The sequence below is a fragment of the Burkholderia sp. AU16741 genome, from assembly GCF_002223345.1.
GTDB lineage: Bacteria > Pseudomonadota > Gammaproteobacteria > Burkholderiales > Burkholderiaceae > Burkholderia > Burkholderia sola.
Genome location: NZ_NKEZ01000008.1, coordinates 397,205 through 413,797, shown reverse-complemented (window position 1 = coordinate 413,797; position 16,593 = coordinate 397,205). Strand labels below are relative to the sequence as shown.

General features: G+C 68.3%; 17 protein-coding genes and 1 pseudogene. 6 read left to right on the top strand and 12 right to left on the bottom strand.

What is annotated here, in order from left to right:
• Window positions 1–62 precede the first annotated feature (62 nt).
• Window positions 63–800, bottom strand: a complete 738-nt coding sequence (locus CFB89_RS22280) for a FadR/GntR family transcriptional regulator (RefSeq protein ID WP_069616537.1) — start codon at window positions 798–800, stop codon at window positions 63–65.
• Window positions 801–1,064: 264 nt separating this feature from the next.
• On the opposite strand from CFB89_RS22280, the gene lhpI reads away from it, so the two are divergent.
• The 3 genes from lhpI (at window position 1,065) to CFB89_RS22265 (ending at window position 3,366) form a co-directional block, all read left to right on the top strand.
• Window positions 1,065–2,000 (top strand): bifunctional Delta(1)-pyrroline-2-carboxylate/Delta(1)-piperideine-2-carboxylate reductase, encoded by a 936-nt coding sequence (gene lhpI, locus CFB89_RS22275; RefSeq protein ID WP_089469759.1) that lies wholly within the window; start codon window positions 1,065–1,067, stop codon window positions 1,998–2,000.
• A 168-nt stretch (window positions 2,001–2,168) separates the two neighbouring features.
• Window positions 2,169–2,573, top strand: coding sequence for a response regulator transcription factor (locus CFB89_RS22270; RefSeq protein WP_089469758.1), 405 nt, complete (start codon window positions 2,169–2,171; stop codon window positions 2,571–2,573).
• A 16-nt stretch (window positions 2,574–2,589) separates the two neighbouring features.
• Window positions 2,590–3,366, top strand: a complete 777-nt coding sequence (locus CFB89_RS22265; RefSeq protein ID WP_089469757.1) for a helix-turn-helix domain-containing protein — start codon at window positions 2,590–2,592, stop codon at window positions 3,364–3,366.
• A gap of 28 nt (window positions 3,367–3,394) precedes the next feature.
• On the opposite strand, the gene CFB89_RS22260 is transcribed toward CFB89_RS22265, so the two are convergent.
• The 6 genes and pseudogenes from CFB89_RS22260 to CFB89_RS22235 form a co-directional block, all read right to left on the bottom strand.
• On the bottom strand, window positions 3,395–3,745 hold the full coding sequence (locus CFB89_RS22260; protein WP_089469756.1) for a metal ABC transporter ATPase: 351 nt from the start codon (window positions 3,743–3,745) through the stop codon (window positions 3,395–3,397).
• 152 nt (window positions 3,746–3,897) lie between these two features.
• Window positions 3,898–4,137, bottom strand: coding sequence for a hypothetical protein (locus CFB89_RS22255; protein ID WP_006479066.1), 240 nt, complete (start codon window positions 4,135–4,137; stop codon window positions 3,898–3,900).
• Between the two features lie 16 nt (window positions 4,138–4,153).
• Complete coding sequence (locus CFB89_RS22250; RefSeq protein WP_089469755.1) at window positions 4,154–4,444, bottom strand: DUF1488 domain-containing protein; 291 nt, start codon at window positions 4,442–4,444, stop codon at window positions 4,154–4,156.
• Between the two features lie 111 nt (window positions 4,445–4,555).
• On the bottom strand, window positions 4,556–4,954 hold the full coding sequence (locus CFB89_RS22245) for a DUF488 domain-containing protein (protein WP_089469754.1): 399 nt from the start codon (window positions 4,952–4,954) through the stop codon (window positions 4,556–4,558).
• A gap of 168 nt (window positions 4,955–5,122) precedes the next feature.
• Complete coding sequence (locus CFB89_RS22240; RefSeq protein ID WP_069616531.1) at window positions 5,123–6,325, bottom strand: amino acid aminotransferase; 1,203 nt, start codon at window positions 6,323–6,325, stop codon at window positions 5,123–5,125.
• A 46-nt stretch (window positions 6,326–6,371) separates the two neighbouring features.
• Window positions 6,372–7,758: pseudogene (locus CFB89_RS22235) on the bottom strand (amino acid permease).
• 322 nt (window positions 7,759–8,080) lie between these two features.
• Here CFB89_RS22235 and CFB89_RS22230 point away from each other — a divergent pair.
• Entirely contained in the window at window positions 8,081–8,554 is a 474-nt protein-coding gene (locus tag CFB89_RS22230; protein WP_069616529.1) for an Lrp/AsnC family transcriptional regulator, read from the top strand.
• 33 nt (window positions 8,555–8,587) lie between these two features.
• Here CFB89_RS22230 and CFB89_RS22225 read toward each other — a convergent pair whose 3' ends face one another.
• On the bottom strand, window positions 8,588–9,499 hold the full coding sequence (locus CFB89_RS22225) for an EamA family transporter (protein WP_089469753.1): 912 nt from the start codon (window positions 9,497–9,499) through the stop codon (window positions 8,588–8,590).
• 345 nt (window positions 9,500–9,844) lie between these two features.
• Here CFB89_RS22225 and CFB89_RS22215 point away from each other — a divergent pair, with 345 nt between their 5' ends.
• Both CFB89_RS22215 and CFB89_RS22210 read left to right on the top strand, forming a co-directional pair.
• Window positions 9,845–11,521 (top strand): phospholipase C, encoded by a 1,677-nt coding sequence (locus CFB89_RS22215; RefSeq protein ID WP_089469752.1) that lies wholly within the window; start codon window positions 9,845–9,847, stop codon window positions 11,519–11,521.
• Window positions 11,522–11,616: 95 nt separating this feature from the next.
• Window positions 11,617–13,038 carry a cytochrome-c peroxidase gene (locus tag CFB89_RS22210; RefSeq protein WP_089469751.1) on the top strand — a complete coding sequence of 474 codons (1,422 nt, stop codon included), beginning with the start codon at window positions 11,617–11,619 and terminating at the stop codon, window positions 13,036–13,038.
• A gap of 25 nt (window positions 13,039–13,063) precedes the next feature.
• Here the strand turns inward: CFB89_RS22210 and CFB89_RS22205 are convergent, their stop codons facing one another.
• The 4 genes from CFB89_RS22205 to CFB89_RS22190 form a co-directional block, all read right to left on the bottom strand.
• Window positions 13,064–13,813 carry a class I SAM-dependent methyltransferase gene (locus CFB89_RS22205; protein WP_089469750.1) on the bottom strand — a complete coding sequence of 250 codons (750 nt, stop codon included), beginning with the start codon at window positions 13,811–13,813 and terminating at the stop codon, window positions 13,064–13,066.
• A 78-nt stretch (window positions 13,814–13,891) separates the two neighbouring features.
• The gene (locus CFB89_RS22200) at window positions 13,892–15,187 is read right to left on the bottom strand and encodes an FAD-binding oxidoreductase (RefSeq protein WP_089469749.1); all 1,296 of its coding nucleotides are present in this window, start codon (window positions 15,185–15,187) and stop codon (window positions 13,892–13,894) included.
• The gene (locus CFB89_RS22195) at window positions 15,184–15,939 is read right to left on the bottom strand and encodes an amino acid ABC transporter ATP-binding protein (RefSeq protein ID WP_089469748.1); all 756 of its coding nucleotides are present in this window, start codon (window positions 15,937–15,939) and stop codon (window positions 15,184–15,186) included. The genes CFB89_RS22200 and CFB89_RS22195 overlap by 4 nt, the downstream gene beginning before the upstream one ends.
• On the bottom strand, window positions 15,936–16,592 hold the full coding sequence (locus tag CFB89_RS22190; protein ID WP_089469747.1) for an amino acid ABC transporter permease: 657 nt from the start codon (window positions 16,590–16,592) through the stop codon (window positions 15,936–15,938). Before CFB89_RS22190 ends, CFB89_RS22195 begins: the two co-directional genes overlap by 4 nt.
• Window position 16,593 lies beyond the last annotated feature (1 nt).

Below are 16,593 nucleotides of genomic sequence, written 5' to 3'. Positions count from 1 at the left end.
TCGCAAGCAATTTCAAAATAATTATCAGGATTTTGGTCACGTTAAAGACCAAAGCACGCCCTTCACTTCGGCGCAATGTCGCGGCGCACGCGGCGAATGTGCTGTTCGACATAGAACGCGGCCGCATCGGCATCCCCGGACACGATCGCCTCGTAGATCAACCGATGCTCGGACACGTAGAGCCGGATCCGGCCCGCGTCGTAGATGCCGTCGTCCTTCAGCCGCTTCCACAGCGGCTGGTCCATCGTCTTCGCGACCTCGTCCGCGATCTTCACGATCAGCGCGTCGCCGGTCATCAGCGCGAGCTGCCGGTGGAACAGCCGGTCGCTCTCGTTCCACAGCGCGCGCTGGTGCGGATCGTCGACGTCGGTGATGGTTTCCATCTGCGCGAGATAGCGCTCGGCGCCGGGGTCGGCGCGGCCGTGGGCGGCCGCGAGGCGCGCGATCGCGGGCTCGAGGATCAGCCGCACGTCGAGCGTCGACGTCGGGCTGAAGTCGGCCTCGGATGCCGCGTGCGCGTCGCCGCGCTGCGCGAGCACGTCGAGCGGTGCCGCGACGACGTAAGTGCCCGAATTGCGCTTCGTGAACACGAGCCCTTCGTTCTGCAGCGCGCCGAGCGCTTCGCGCACGGCCGGCCGGCCGACCTGGAACAGCGCCGCGAGCTCGCGCTCGGACGGCAGCCGCGACTCGGCCGCGTAGCGCCCCGCGCGGATCTCGTCGCGGATCTTTTCGGCTACCTGCTCGTAGATCTGCAGCGGCCTGAAACCGCCTTCGAGTGAGTCGGGACGCGCGGACATCATCGGTTGGCTCCTGCCCGTTCGCGGGCGTGGATCTGGAATGGGTTCGCACTATACCGGAGCGGCGCGGGCAGCGCCGCAGCAGCGAACGTTTTGGCCAGATATTAGAACCAAAATCCCCGGCGCGCTTTATTTTCTGGGTTGCCGACGCGCCAGCAAGTGGTATAGATTCGATCCACACTGCCCTGTGTCACGGTACCCGGCAGACCTGCGGCGGCCGCGGCATGCGTCCGCCGCCCACGCTCACCGACGCCCACGACGGACACGATGACCGCCTTTTCCCCGATTCCCGTTTTCGATGCGGCCGACACGGCCGCGCTGCTCGACTACCCGGCGCTGCTCGCCACGCTGAGGCAAGCGGTCGTCGACTATGCGGCGGGCGACATCGTCAGCCCCGAACGCCTGGTCGTGCCGCTGCAACGCGGCGGCGTGATGCTGTCGATGCCGTCGAGCGCCCACGACCTGGCGAGCCACAAGCTCGTGAACGTGTGTCCCGGCAACGGCGCGCGCGGGCTGCCGACGATCCTCGGCCAAGTGACCGCGTACGATGCGACGACTGGCGAAATGCGCTTCGCGCTCGACGGCCCGACCGTCACCGGCCGCCGCACGGCGGCGATCACCGCGCTCGGCATCCAGGCGCTGCACGGCGCCGCGCCGCGCGACATCCTGCTGATCGGCACCGGCAAGCAGGCGGCCAATCACGCGGAAGCGCTCGCGGCGATCTTCCCTGACGCGCGCCTTCACGTGCGCGGCACGAGCGCGGACAGCGCGGCCGCCTTCTGCGCCGCCCACCGCGCGCATGCGCCGCGGCTCGCACCGCTCGACGGCGACACGATTCCCGACGCGATCGACGCGGTCGTCACGCTGACGACGAGCCGCACGCCCGTCTACCGCGAAGCGGCGCGCGAAGGCCGGCTCGTGGTCGGCGTCGGCGCGTTCACCGCGGATGCCGCCGAGATCGACGCGAGCACGGTGCGGAGCAGCCGGCTCGTCGTCGACGATCCGGCCGGCGCGCGCCACGAAGCCGGCGACCTGATCGTCGCGCAGGTCGACTGGCAGCACGTCGCGTCGCTCGCCGACGTGCTGAACGGCACCTTCGCCCGCGGCGGCCCGCTGCTGTTCAAGAGCGTCGGCTGCGCCGCGTGGGATCTGGCCGCGTGCCGCGCCGCGCGCGACGCACTGGCCGCGCGCGAGGCCGGCTGACCCGCCGCCCAATCGTTCGCGCCGCTCGCGCGGCATCGCATCGTCGGATTCATACCGGCGATTTCCCGTACGCGGTGTAGGAAACGCCCTACACCGCGTCGAAGCGGCCTACATGAAGTTCCAATTCGGCCGATTTCAATTTCGGCGGCGCAACACGATACTGCCCGCATGAATGCCAGCCTGTCCCCCGCCGCACTCAGGGTGTTTCTCGTCGATCACGCGGTTGCCGTCCGCCAGCGGATCGCGCTGCTCGTCGGTGCGATCCGCGGCGTCGCCGTCGTGGGCGAAGCGGAAGACGGACAGGACGCGTGGACGCTTATCCGCATCAGCCGTGCGGACGTGGTGATCGTCGACGTGCGGCTCGCGGACGGCAGCGGTCTCGACCTGATCGGGATGCTGTCGAAGGCCGCGCCGCGCATCGTCACGATCGTGCTGACGAACCACTCGGCGCCGGCATTCAGAGAGGCATGCGCGACGGCGGGAGCCGACTACTTCTTCGACAAGACCGTCGAATTCGACGCCGCATGCCGTGTCATCGAATCCCTGGTGCACGCTCGCGTGCGCCGCCCCTGACGAGCCGGAGCGCCTCATGTCCACCGCCACCGCCTTCGCCGACGTGTCCGTCGTACCCCGGCCAACGATTCCGCTGCGCCCGGTCGCGCGCGCCGATACCGCCAAGCACCCGGCCGCACGCTGCTCGGCCTGCGCGATGCGCTCGATGTGCCTGCCGCCGCAACTGACGCCCGCCGAATACGGCCGCCTCGACGCGATCATCTGCACGACGCGGCAGGTTCGCCAGGGCGACGCGTTGTTCCGCACCGACGATCCGTTCCAGAGCATCTATGCGGTGCGCGCGGGTTCGTTCAAGACGGTGATGATGCATCGCGACGGCCGCGAGCACGTGACGGGCTTCCAGATCGCCGGCGAAACGCTCGGGATGGACGGCATCGGCGGCGGCCAGCACTGCTGCGACGCGATCGCGCTGGAGGACAGCGTGGTGTGCATCATCCCGTTCGGCGCGCTCGAAGCGGCGTGCCGCGAGATCAAGCCGATGCAGCACTTCCTCTACCAGATGCTGAGCAGCGAGATCGTTCGCGAATCGAGCCAGATGCTGTTGCTCGGCACGATGTCGGCCGAGCAGCGCGTCGCGCATTTCCTGCTGAACCTGTCGTCGCGGTTCGAGGCGCGCGGCTATTCGGCGACCGAATTCAACCTGCGGATGACGCGCGAGGAAATCGGCTGCTATCTCGGAATGAAGCTCGAAACCGTCAGCCGGATGTTCTCGCGGTTCCATCGCGACGCGCTCGTCGAAACGCGCGGCAAGCGCGTGCGCATCATCGACGCGCAAGCGCTCGCGCGGGTCTGACGCACGGCGCCGGACGGCCGGCGCGGCGTCACCGCGTCGCGTCGCCTGTCGCCGCGTCGCGCAGCGCGACCGTGGCGGCGCCTGCCTGCCACGCGAGCAGCGCCCGTTCGGCCTGCGCGAACGCGCGACGCAATGCGTCGTCCACGTCGGCCCCGACGCACGGCGGCAGCGACCGGAGCGTCGCGTCGCGCATCACCAGGTCCAGCCGCACGTCGTACCGGTGCGCGCCATCGGCCGCCGCGCGCGATTCGATCGCGAGATGGCAACCGTCGATCAGCGCGCGAAACCGTTCGAGTCGCACCAGTTGCGCGCCGGCTTCGGCCTCGACCGCAGCCGAACCCGTGAATCCGAGGCAGGCGATCTGCATGCCCACGCCCATGTCGTCTCTCCTGACGGGGCCGCCCGCTCGTCGACCGCCTTGCATGTACCGTCCGCCTCACGATGGGCGGCACGTGTTTCCCGTGGCGCGGCGCGCATTCTTCGATCGCTGCCGGCCGATAGTCTGCCCGCGCCGCGCTGGCGCGGGGCCGTTCATACGTTGAAGGTCTGCGACGCCTTCATCTCGATCCACGTCATGCCGGCTCGCAGCCCTTCGATCATCGCCTCGCGCTCCGTCGGATACGCGTGGCTGTGCTCGAACGTATGATGAAACCGCGCGGCGCCGGCGCCGTGCTCGACCGACACGCGGCAGCGGAATTCGCCCGATTCGCACGGGCGCGTCTCCACTTCGACCGACCAGTCGCGTTCGTGAATGTTGCCCTGCAGTGTCATGCGCCCTCCTGCGGTATCAGCCTTCGAGCCGGAAGTGCCCGCTATGCAGCAGCACCGGCCGGCCGCCGATTTCCTCCAGCATTCGCCGTGCCATCGCCTCGATGGCCGACCGATGCGCGTCGAATGCGCCCAGCAGATCGCGTTCGAGCAGCGACCGCGCGCCGAAATGGTCTTCCAGCGCCTCGGCCGTGACCGCGCACTGGACGCAACGCCCGTCGACCAGCGCCGAAAACGCGACGACCAGATCGCGCGCGCAGTATTCCGGCGGTTCGGGCGGGAAAACGATGTGCATGTGTCGGCCTGTCATCGTCGTGATGGCTCCATGACGAGAGCATAGTGGCGCGCGCGGCCGCGCGCTTGATTCACGTCAATCGGTTCGCTGCGCCGCACGATCACGGTGCGGCGCCGCGCCGCCGCTTCAGCCGGCGTCGGGCTCGATCGCCGCGCCGCGCGCCGCGAGCAGTTCGCGCAGCACGCCGCGGTGGCAATGGTTTTCGTCGTCGCAGTAGCAGCCGATCGCGAACGCGGTCGTCGCCGACAGCGCGGCCAGCAGATCCAGCACCTTCGCCGCGTCGCCGTGCGCCATCTCCGCGCGGAAGTGGCGCTTGAACGCCTTCCATTCGGCGTCGGTTTCGGCGGCCTGCGCCTGCGCGACGAGTTCGGGGCTCGGCGACAGCGTCGGCAACCATACGTCATAGTAGTCGCGAGATGCGAATTCCGCCTTCGGTACGCCGCGCGGCGGCCGCCGCACCGTGCCGATCCGCAGGCCCTCGCCGGCCGCGCGCGGCGTGCCGAGCTGGATGATCCGGATGCCCATGTCGCTCCTCTGCCTCCCTGTCCCGCATGCGATCCCGTGATCGTACCGCCGCGCCTGCCCATGCGTCAGCCGGGCATCGCACATGACCGCGGCCGCCCAACAAAAAACCGGCTGCGCCCGCGACGGGACACAGCCGGTTCTTCATCTTGGCGCGCCGCCGCGCCGCGCTCAGACGCCGCTCTTCAGCACCTTGCCGATCGCATCCGCGACGATGCCGACGTTCGAGTCGTTCAGGCCCGCCACGCACATCCGGCCCGAACGCAGGATGTACACGCCGTGCACCTCGCGCAGCGCGTCGACCTGCGATTCGGTCAGGCCCGTGTACGTGAACATCCCGCGCTGCTTCACGTAGCGCGTGAGCGCTTCGCCGCTCACGTGGTCGCGCAGGCCGTCATGGATCGACTGGCGCATCCGCGCGATGCGGCGGCACATCGCCGACAGTTCCTCTTCCCACTGCTTGCGCAGCGCCGGCGTGCCGAGCACGGCCGCGACGACTTTCGCGCCATAGGTCTGCGGATTGCTGTAGTTCGAGCGCACGGCGCCGGCCAATTGGCCGAGCACGCGCTCGGCCGCGGCCGCGTCCTCGCAGACGACGCTCAGGCCGCCCACGCGCTCGCCGTACAGCGAGAAGTTCTTCGAGAACGAGTTCGCGACGAGCGTCGGCACGCCGCGGCGGGCCAGCTCGCGCACCGCGAACGCGTCCGCGTCGAGGCCCGCGCCGAAGCCCTGGTACGCCATGTCGACGAACGGCAGCAGCCCGCGCGCCTCGATCACGTCGATCAGCTTCTCCCACTGGCCTTCGTCGAGATCGACGCCGGTCGGATTGTGGCAGCACGCGTGCAGCAGCACGATGCTGCGCGCCGGCAGCGCGTCGATCGCCGCGAGCATCGCGTCGAACTTCAGGCCGCCCGTGGCTTCGTCGTAGTACGGATACGTGTTCACCGTGAAGCCGGCGCGCTCGAAGATGAAGCGATGGTTTTCCCAGCTCGGATCGCTGAGCCACACCTGCGAATCCGGGAAATAGCGCTTCAGGAAATCGGCGCCCACCTTCAGCGCGCCCGAGCCGCCGAGCGTCTGCAGCGTCGCGATGCGGCCGGCCGCGCGGGCCGGATGATCGGCGCCGAACACGAGCGATTGCACGGCGTCGCGATATGCGGCCAGGCCGACCATCGGCAGGTACGGCTTCGGGCCGCTGTCGCGCTGCAGCGCGGTTTCGGCTTCGCGCACCGCGCCCAGCACCGGAATCCGGCCTTCGGCGTCGAAATAGATCCCGATGCTCAGGTTGACCTTCTGGTCGCGCGGATCTTTCTGGAAGTTCTCGTTGAGCGTCAGGATCGGGTCGCCCGGGTACGCGTCGATGTGTTCGAACATGGCTTGAGTCGGTCTCGTTTGGAAGAATGGTCGGTCGTGGCCTGCATCAGCGTGCGGAAGCGCCGTCGTGCACCGCAAAGCCGGCATTCTTCTGACGGAAGCGATACCCGATCGCGAGCACCGCGAGCCATACCGGGATCAGGTACACCGACAGGCGGAGATCCGGCGTCAGGTACATCACGACGAGAATGCCGGCCATGAATGCCAGGCACAGGTAATTCGTGAAAGGATAGCCCAGACTGCGGAAGGAAGTCTGCTCCCCCCGCAGCACGCTTGGCCTGGCGGAACTTCAGGTGAATCACCGTGATCATCGCCCAGTTGATGATCAGCGCCGACACGACGAGGCCCATCAGCACCTCGAACGCCTTGCCCGGCATGAAGTAGTTGACCAGCACGCACACGCCGGTCGCGAGCGCCGACGCGCCGAGCGCGGCGAGCGGGATGCCGCGCTTGTTGACCGAGCACAGCACCTTCGGCGCGTTGCCCTGTCGCGCGAGGCCGAACAGCATCCGGCTGTTGCTGTACACGCCGCTGTTGTAGACCGACAGCGCGGCCGTCAGCACGACGACGTTCAGCACGTTCGCGACCAGGTTGCTGCTCAGCGCGTGGAAGATCAGCACGAACGGGCTGCCGCCGGTGACGACCTTCTCCCACGGATACAGCGACAACAGCACGGCTAGCGCGCCGATGTAGAAAATCAGGATGCGGTAGATGACCTGGTTGGTCGCGCGCGGAATGCTGCGCTTCGGATCGTCCGCTTCGGCCGCGGTGATGCCGATCAGCTCCAGCCCGCCGAACGAGAACATGATCGCGGCCATCGACATCACGAGCCCGGACACGCCGTTCGGGAAGAAACCGCCGTGCTGCCACAGGTTCGCGATGCTCGCTTCGGGCCCCGCATGGCCGCTCGCGAGCAGCCAGCCGCCGAAGCCGATCATCCCGACGATCGCGGCGACCTTGATGATCGAGAACCAGAACTCCGTCTCGCCGTACGATTTCACGCTGGCCAGGTTCAGCAGGTTGATCGCGACGAAGAACACCAGCGCCGACACCCAGGTCGGCACGCCGGGCCACCAGTACTGCACGTAGATCCCGACGGCCGACAGCTCGGCCATGCTGACGAGGATGTACAGTACCCAGTAATTCCAGCCGGACAGGAAGCCGGTGAAGTGGCCGACGTATTTGTTCGCGAAGTAGCTGAACGAGCCGGCGACGGGCTCGTCGACGACCATCTCGCCGAGCTGGCGCATGATGAAGAATGCGACGATGCCGGCCACCGCATAGCCGAGCAGCACGGACGGGCCGGCCATCCTGATCGTCTGCGCGATGCCGAGGAACAGCCCCGTGCCGAGCGCGCCGCCGAGCGCGATCAGCTGGATGTGCCGGTTCTTCAGCCCGCGCTTCAGGCCGTCGCTCTCGTTTCCAGAAACCATGTCTTCTCCATTCTGCCCGCCTCCGCCGGAAGCGGTGCGGCGCGCCTCGGTGTGCCGGGCGCTGTTTTGCTGTGCCGGCGACCGTTCGTGGGGGCGCCGGGTTGGGGACTGCAATCTTCGCGTGCGGCCGCAACCGATCCGCGTCAGCAGGCCGGCCAGACCGCCCGCCGAGTCGCCCGCTCACGCCGCACTGCTGCGGCCGCACACGAAAATCCGGCGTCAGTTTAGCGTCGCGACGGCGAAATCGGGTTGCGTAACTCGCTCATGCAAACCCTACATTATGAGATAAGATTGCATCCGGGAGACGAATGAGGAAACAAAAATGCCTGACCCGGTTCTCGATCGTATCGATCGCCAGTTGCTGTCGGTGCTGCAGGAGAACGGCCGCGCGTCGAACCTCGATCTGGCGAAGGCCGTGGGGCTGTCACCCGCGCAGACGTTGCGACGTCACCGGCGGCTGGAGGAAATCGGCGCGATCCGCCGCTACGAAACCCGGCTTTGCCCCGACACCCTCGGCTTCGGCGTCACCGCGTTCGTGCACGTGACGATGGAGCGCGGACATATCCGCGATTTGTCGAAATTCCAGAAGCTCGTGTCGGATCTCGCGCAGATCCAGGAATGTTTCTCGGTGACGGGCGACATCGACTACGTGCTGAAAGTCGTCGCCCACGATCTGAAGGGGCTGTCGCGATTCCTGCTCGAAACGCTGATGCGCATTCCCGGCGTGAGCGGCGTGCATTCGAGCGTATGCCTCGACGAAATCAAGTGTACGAGCGCGATGCCGGTGGAAAGCTGACCCACCCGGCCGGTGCGTACCAGGCGGATGCGTTCACCGCACCACCTCGAACGCACTGATCAACAACGCGCCCGCCGCGATCACCGCGCAACCGGCCGCCCGGCGCGGCGTCAGCCGCTCGCCGAGATACACGCGCGCGATCAGCGCCGCGAACACCACGCTCGTTTCCCGCAGCGCCGACACCGGCCCCATCGGCGCGCGATCCATCGCCCAGATCACGATGCCGTACGCGAGCGCCGCGAATACCCCGCCGCAGGCGGCCTTCGCCGTCTCGCCAACCGCCTGCGTCAGCCGCAACGGCCCGGCCCGCAGCCGGTAGTAAGCGGCCATCATCGCGCCGGTCAGCACGAACATCCACGCGGTATAGCCGACCGTGCTGCCGCTCTCGCGCACACCGATCCCGTCCACCACGCTATATGCCGCGATCGACACGCCGGTCGCGACCGCGGTCGGCAGCACCTGCATCATCCGGTGTTGCGCGCCGCGTCCGCGCTCCAGCCCGATCGCCATGATGCCCGCGCAAATCAGCACGAGCCCGCATTGCGCGCCGACGTTCAGGCGCTCGCCCGCGAACGCCGCCGCGCCGAGCGTGACGAGCAGCGGCGCCGTGCCGCGCGCGACCGGGTACGCGACGCTCAGGTCGCCATGCTCGTAAGCGCGGACGAGCAGCAGCGTATAGACGACGTGGATCACGGCCGACGCGACGACGCAGGGCCAGCTCGCGGGTGCGATCGGCGCGGCGGCCGGCAGGAACAGCAGCGCGAACAGCCCGATCGCGATCTGCAGCACCGTCGCCGAGCGCAGCCGGTCGCCGCTGCTGCGCACCAGCGCATTCCATGACGCATGCAGGAACGCCGCGCACAGAACGGCAAACAGAACGGGGATCGGCACGCTGAAACCTCGCTGACGGGTGGGAGGGCCGCGCGGTGCGCGGCAGGCGTCCATCGTATGAACGCGTCACCGGATTGTCAAAAACGCGACGCTCGACGCGCCATCAACGTTCCGGCCGCCTGCTCCCATCGCCCGCCCGGCAATGCTTGCGCCGCAAGCAGCCGCCACGCCACGACATGTGACGCGAAGGTTGCGGGCGCCCCATCCCTTTCCATTCTCTTTCGTCTCGCGCCGCACCGTAATGAAACCGATACCGGAGCGCAACCGTCGCGAAAACACTCCGTCCCCATATCTTCACACGCGGCTGTTCCAATGCGCGTGCTCTCTCGCGAGCTTCGCGCCGAACCGACACGGCGACGGGGCCGCTCTCCACCACCGAAGACCTTTTGGAGTTTCCCGATGTTCCGTCAAGCCTTGCTCGTCACTGCCTGCGCAGCCGCAGCGCTGGCGCTGTTCGCCTGCGGCGGCAGCGACGATTCCACGCCGACGCCCGCCGTGTCGTCGCAGGATGCGCTGCAGACCGCCACGCCGATCAAGCACGTCGTCGTGATCTACGGCGAAAACGTGTCGTTCGATCACTATTTCGGCACCTACCCGAACGCGTCGAACCCGGCCGGCGAACCGGCGTTCACCGCAAAGGCCGGCACGCCGACGATCAACGGGCTGACGGGCACGCTGCTCACCGCGAACCCGAACTTCACGAACACGGCCAACGGCACCGACGCGGCGAACCCGTTCCGTCTCGACCGCACGCAGGCCGCGACCGCCGACCAGAACCACGCGTACACGGCCGAACAGCAGGCCGAGGACAACGGCCTGGTAGACCTGTTCCCGAAATACACGGGCAAGGGCTCGTCCGGCGGCGCCGGCGCATTCGGCACGAAGGGCCAGGTGATGGGCTACTTCGACGGCAACACGGTGACCGCGCTGTGGAACTACGCGCAGCGCTTCGCGATGAGCGACAACACGTTCACGACGGGTTACGGCCCGTCGACGCCGGGCGCGCTGAACCTGATCGCCGGCCAAACCAACGGGATGCAGATCGTCAAGACCTCGAAGCAGCCGTCCACGCTCGCCGCCACGTCGTACTACATCAACGACGGCCAGACGGGTTACACGATGATCAACGACGTCGATCCGGGTTACGACGTGTGCTCGAGCAAGACCGACCAGGCGATGATGACCGGCAAGAACATCGGCGACCTGCTGAACGCGGCCAAGATCACGTGGGGCGGCTTCATGGGCGGCTTCAACCTGTCGACGACGAACGGCAACGGCACGACGGGCTGCGCGCGCAGCACGGTCGCCACCGCCGTGAACGCCGCGACGGCCGACTACATCCCGCACCACAACTGGTTCCAGTACTACGCGTCGACCGCGAACCCGCAGCACACGCGCCCGAGCTCGATCGCGGCGATCGGCTCCAGCGTCCAGACCGACGGCAAGACGGCTGAACCGGCGAATCACCAGTACGACAGCGACGACTTTTTCGCGGCAGTGAAAGCCGGCAACTTCCCGTCGGTCAGCTTTCTGAAGGCACCGGCCGCGCAGGACGCCCACGCTGGCTACTCGGATCCGCTCGACGAACAGGTGTTCGTGACGAAGGTGGTCAACTTCCTGCAGCAGCAGCCGGACTGGCAGAACACCGCCGTGATCGTCACCTATGACGACTCGGACGGCTGGTACGACCACGTGTACACGCCGCCGACGCACGCGTCGTTCGATGCCGTCGACCAGCTCAACGGCGCCGGAAAGTGCGGCACCGGCACGGCTGACGCAGGCTTGGCCGGGCAGCCGGTCAACGGCCGCTGCGGCCCGGGTGTCCGTATCCCGTTCGTCGTCATTTCGCCGTACGCCAAGCAGAACTACGTCGATCACACGATGCTCGACCAGGCGTCCGTCGTGCGCTTCATCGAGGACAACTGGCTCGGCGGCCAGCGTATCGGCGGCGGTTCGTTCGATGCGACGGCCGGCGACCTGCGCAACCTGTTCGACTTCACGTCGAAGCCGAACACGTCGCCGCTGTATCTCGACCCGACGCTCGGCACCGCATTGAGCGCGGCCCCGGCGATCTGACCGGTACTGCCTGACCGCATGGCCGGCGCGTCACGCGCCGGCCGTTTCCATTTCAACGCGTCGCTTCGTGCGGCGCCCGATTTTCGAACGACAGCATGACAGCTCGCCCCGCGTTTCCGTCTCCCGATGCCGCCGGCACGCCCGCGCCGCGCGCCCTTTCCCGCCTGCCGCGCCGCGCGGCGCTCGTGCTCGGCGCGGCCGTGCTCGGCTATGCCGCGTTCGCGATCGCGTTTCCCGCGCGGGTGCCGGCGGCGATCGGCACCGTGGTCGCCGACTGGACCGGCGCGAACCCGCATCCGGTCGTGCTGCAGCGGCCCGCCGCGCAGCCGCTGTCGGCGGTCGCGCAGCTCGGGCGCGCGCTGTTCAACGATCCGTCGCTGTCGGCGTCGGGCAAGCAGTCGTGCGCGTCGTGCCACAGCCCCGATCATGCGTACGGCCCGCCGAATGGGCTCGACGTGCAGCCGGGCGGCCTCGCGATGACGCAGCAGGGCTATCGTCCGCCGCCGTCGCTGATGTACCTGTACCGCCAGCCGAACTTCAGCATCGGTCCCGATGCCGGCGAAAACGATGCCGCGCCGAGCGTCGCGCAGCAGGCCACGGCGGCGGCCGGCGTCGTCAAGGCGCAGAAGGTGGCCGGCACGTCGGCCGCGCCGCAGCTCGTGCCGCAGGGCGGGATGTTCTGGGACGGCCGCGCCGATACGCTGCAGCAGCAGGCGTTCGGCCCGCTGCTGAATCCGGTCGAGATGGCGAATGCGAGCGTCGACGACGTCGCCCGCAAGCTTGCGCAGTCGTCGCATCGCGCGCAGATCGAGCAGTTGTTCGGGCCGCGCGTGTTTTCCACGCCGCAGCTCGCGGTGTCGGAGGCGATGTTCGCGATCGCGCGGTATCAGGTCGAGGATCCGTCGTTCCACCCGTACGACAGCAAGTACGACCGCTGGCTCGAAGGCCGCGCGCGCCTCACGCAGGCCGAGTTGCGCGGGCTGCGCCTGTTCAACGATCCGGACAAGGCGAATTGCGCGGGGTGCCACCTGTCGAAACCCGGCAAGGACGGGCTGCCGCCGATGTTTACCGATTACCAGTACGAGGCGCTCGGCGCGCCGCGCAACCGGGCGCTCGCGCAGAACCGCAACCCGGCGTTCTACGATCTCGGCGTGTGCGGGCCGTTCCGCGACGACCTGAAGGACCAGACGCAGTATTGCGGGATGTTCCTGACGCCGACGCTGCGCAATTCGGCGACGCGCCACGTGTTCTTCCACAACGGCGTGTTCCACACGCTCGATCAGGTGATGGCGTTCTACAACGAGCGCAGCATTTCGCCGCAGAAGTTCTATTCGCGCGGCGCGGACGGCAAGGTCGACGAATACGACGACATTCCGCCGAAATATCGCGCGAACGTCGACGTGACCGACGCGCCGTTCGATCGCAAGCCGGGCGACAAACCCGCGATGACGGCGCAGGACATCAAGGATATCGAGGCGTTTCTCGGCACGCTGACGGACGCCCCGGCGCAGCACTGAGCCGCCGGCCGGGCGCCGCGACGGGTCAGCAGCGCGCGCGGATGCACAGGAAGGCCGGCGCCAGCGACAGCTCCGCATGGAGCCGTTCGGATACGGCCTTCATCTCCGGTAGCGGCGTCGGTTCGACGAAGCGGTCGAGCCGCCAGCCGCCGTCGGCCACCGCGTTCAGGATGTCGGCGAGCGGCCGCCGCCACGCTTCGACGTAGGGCCGCGGTTCGCCGAACCCCGACCAGTGGAAACCGAAGCGTGACGTGTCGAAGTACGTGCCGTCGCCGCGCGTGCGTTCGTCCATCCAGTCGCGCATCGGATGCGCCATCGAGAACACGAGCGTCCCTCCGGGGCGTGCGACGCGCCGGAATTCACGCAGCGTCGGCGCGAGGTCGCGCACGTAGTCGAGCGCGAGCGAGCACAGCACCTTGTCGACCGATGCGTCGGGCAGCCACGCGAGCGGCGCTTCGAGGTCGCCTTCCGTGACGTCGACCGCCAGCCCCGCGCAACGGGTTCGCGCGAGCGCAACCATCTCCGGCGTCACGTCGAACGCACGCACGGTCGCGCCGTGACCGGCGAGATGCGCGCTGCAGATGCCGGGCCCGCAGCCGGCGTCGAGCACCGTCAGGCCGTCGACGTCGCCGAGCAGCGCCATCGTGGCCGGTCGCTCGTAGAGCGCGTTGTGCGCCTTCGTCGGCGCGATGTCCGCATAGCGTTGCGCGAAGCTCGCGTACGCGCGGCGGCCGGGTGATTCGTTCGGTTCGGTCGGTTCGGTCGGTTCGTTCATGCGGTATCCGTCGGTCGAAACGGGGCAGGCCGATTCTGCCCGATCGGATAACGGATGGCGACTGCCGTCACGCCTGCGTCAGGACAGGCTGTCGAGCAAGCGATACCACGCGACGCCGGCCGCGATATAGAAGCGCTGCAGCCCGTGCAACGGGATCGGCCGGATCGGCGTGACCCGAAACGGCAGCGGCAGTTGCGCATCGCCCGACAAATGGGCGGCCAGATGCTTGCCGAGCGTCGTCGCCATCGCGATGCCGCGGCCGTTGTAGCCGAGCGCGATCGTCACGCCCGGCGCGGGCTCATGCGCGTGCGGCAGGAAGTCCGCGGTGATCGCCACGCGCCCCGCCCAGCGGTATTCGAACCGAACACCCTTCAGTTGCGGATACAACAGCGTCGTCGCGCGTTCGAGGTGGCGCCAGTCGCTCGGCGCGCGCGGGTCGGCAAACGGGCCGCGGCCGCCCATCAGCAAGCGCCCGGCCGCGTCACGGCGGAAGTACAGCAGCAGGCGCCGCGCATCCGATGCGACCTCGCCGCCGGCGAGGATGTCGCGACCGAGCGCCGGCGCGAGCGGTTCCGTCGCGACGATGAAGCTGTTCGCGGCGATCACCGACTGGCGCAAGCCGGGCCATAGCCCGTCGGTGTAGCCGTTGGTCGCGATCACGACGCGCTCGGCCGACAACGTCGCGCCGCCGGACGTCGCGATCCGCCAGCGGCCGTCGGCACGTGTCAACCCGACGGCGCGGGTCGAGCCGTGCACGACCGCCCCACTCGCCTGCGCGGCGCGCACCAGGCCGCGCGTATAGCTGAGCGGCTGCACGCTGCCCGCGCGGCGATCGATCCAGCCGCCCGCATACGCCGGCGTGCCGAGCCGCCGCGCGACGTCGTCGCGGCTCAGCACGTCGACCGGCGCGCCGCGCGCGGCCCACTGCTGCGCACGGCGCGCGACCGTGTCGAGCATCGCGGCGGTCGGTGCCGGCTGGATCCAGCCGGCGCGACGCGCATCGCAGTCGATTCCGTGCCGCGCGATCAGGTCGAACACGGTATCGGCCGCGCCGCCGACGATGCCGGCAAGCCGCTCGCCAGTCTCGTCGCCGAACCGGCGGACCAGTTCGTCCGGATCGTATTTCAGCCCTGGAATCACTTGCCCGCCGTTACGGCCCGATGCGCCCCAGCCCGGCTGCGCGCCGTCGATCACGCGGACGTTCGCGCCGCGTTCGGCCAGATGAAGTGCCGTCGACAAGCCCGTGAAGCCGGCGCCGACGATCGCCACGTCGCACGACACGGACGCATCGAGCGCGGGCGTATCCGGCGCCGGCGCGGCGGTCGCCGCCCACAGCGAATCCGGCCATCCGGGTGCCGCGTTCGTTGCGCTCATGTTCGATCCGGGTGATCGGCGCCGTCCGACGCCAGCAGACGACGCAGGAATTCCTGCGTGCGGGGATGGGCCGGCTGGGTCAGCACGTCGCGCGCCGGCCCGCTTTCGCAGATCGTGCCGTCGTGCAGAAAGCACACGCGGTCGGCCACCTCGCGCGCGAATGCCATTTCGTGCGTGACGACCACCATGGTCATCCCGTCGCGGGCGAGCCCGCGCATCACGCCGAGCACTTCGCCGACGAGCTCGGGATCGAGCGCCGACGTCGGCTCGTCGAACAGGATCGCCTGCGGCGCCATCGCGAGTGCGCGTGCGATCGCGACGCGCTGCTGCTGCCCGCCCGACAACTCCGACGGATACGCATTCATCCGGTGCGAAAGCCCGACCTTGTCGAGCAGCGCGCGGGCCTGCTCACGCGCTTGGGCAACCGGCACGCGCCGCACGTGCACCGGCCCTTCCATCACGTTCTCGAGCGCCGTGCGATGCGCAAACAGGTTGAAGCGCTGGAATACCATGCCGACCCGCATCCGCAGTTCGTGGATCCGCTTCGAATGCGCGTCGACTGTCACGCCGTCGATCGTGATCGACCCTTCGTCGTAGGTCTCGAAGCCGTTGATACAGCGCAGCACGGTCGACTTGCCGGACCCGGACGGCCCGATCAGGCACACGACCTCCCCCTGCTGCACGTCGAGGCTCACGCCCTTCAGCACCGCGTGCTGCTGAAACCGCTTGTGTATCGAATCGATCCGGATCATGCGCCTCTCCTCAGTGCGAGCCGCTTGCCGAGCCGGTTCACGCCGAACATCAGCGGCAGGCCGAGCGCGAGATACAGCAGCGCGACGAGCGTGTAGACGCTCATGTTCTGGAACGTCGACGACGCGATCAGTTGGCCGGCGCGCGTGATCTCGGCGACCGTGATCGTCGACGCGACCGACGAATCCTTCAGCAGCATCACCAGCGTGTTGCCGTACGGCGGCAGCGCGATGCGAAACGCCTGCGGCAGCACCACGCGTCGCATGATCATCGGGCCGCGCATGCCGATCGCGTGCGCGGCTTCGATCTGGCCGTGGTCGATCGCCTCGATGCCCGCGCGGAAGTTCTCGGCCTGATACGCCGAGTACGCGATGCCGAGGCCCAGCACGCCGGCCTGGAACGCCGACAGTTGCACGCCGAGATCGGGCAGCACGAAGTACATGTAGAACAGCTGCACGATGATCGGCAGCCCGCGGATCACGTTGATGATCGTGCTGCCGGCCGTCGAAACGGCACGATGGCGCGACACCTTCAGCAGCGCGAGGATCAGCCCGAGCACCGAACTGAGCACGAATGCGCATGCGGTGATCTCGATCGTGACCACCGCGCCCTTCAGCAGGATCGGCAGGAAATCGATCGCGTTCTGAAAAAACATG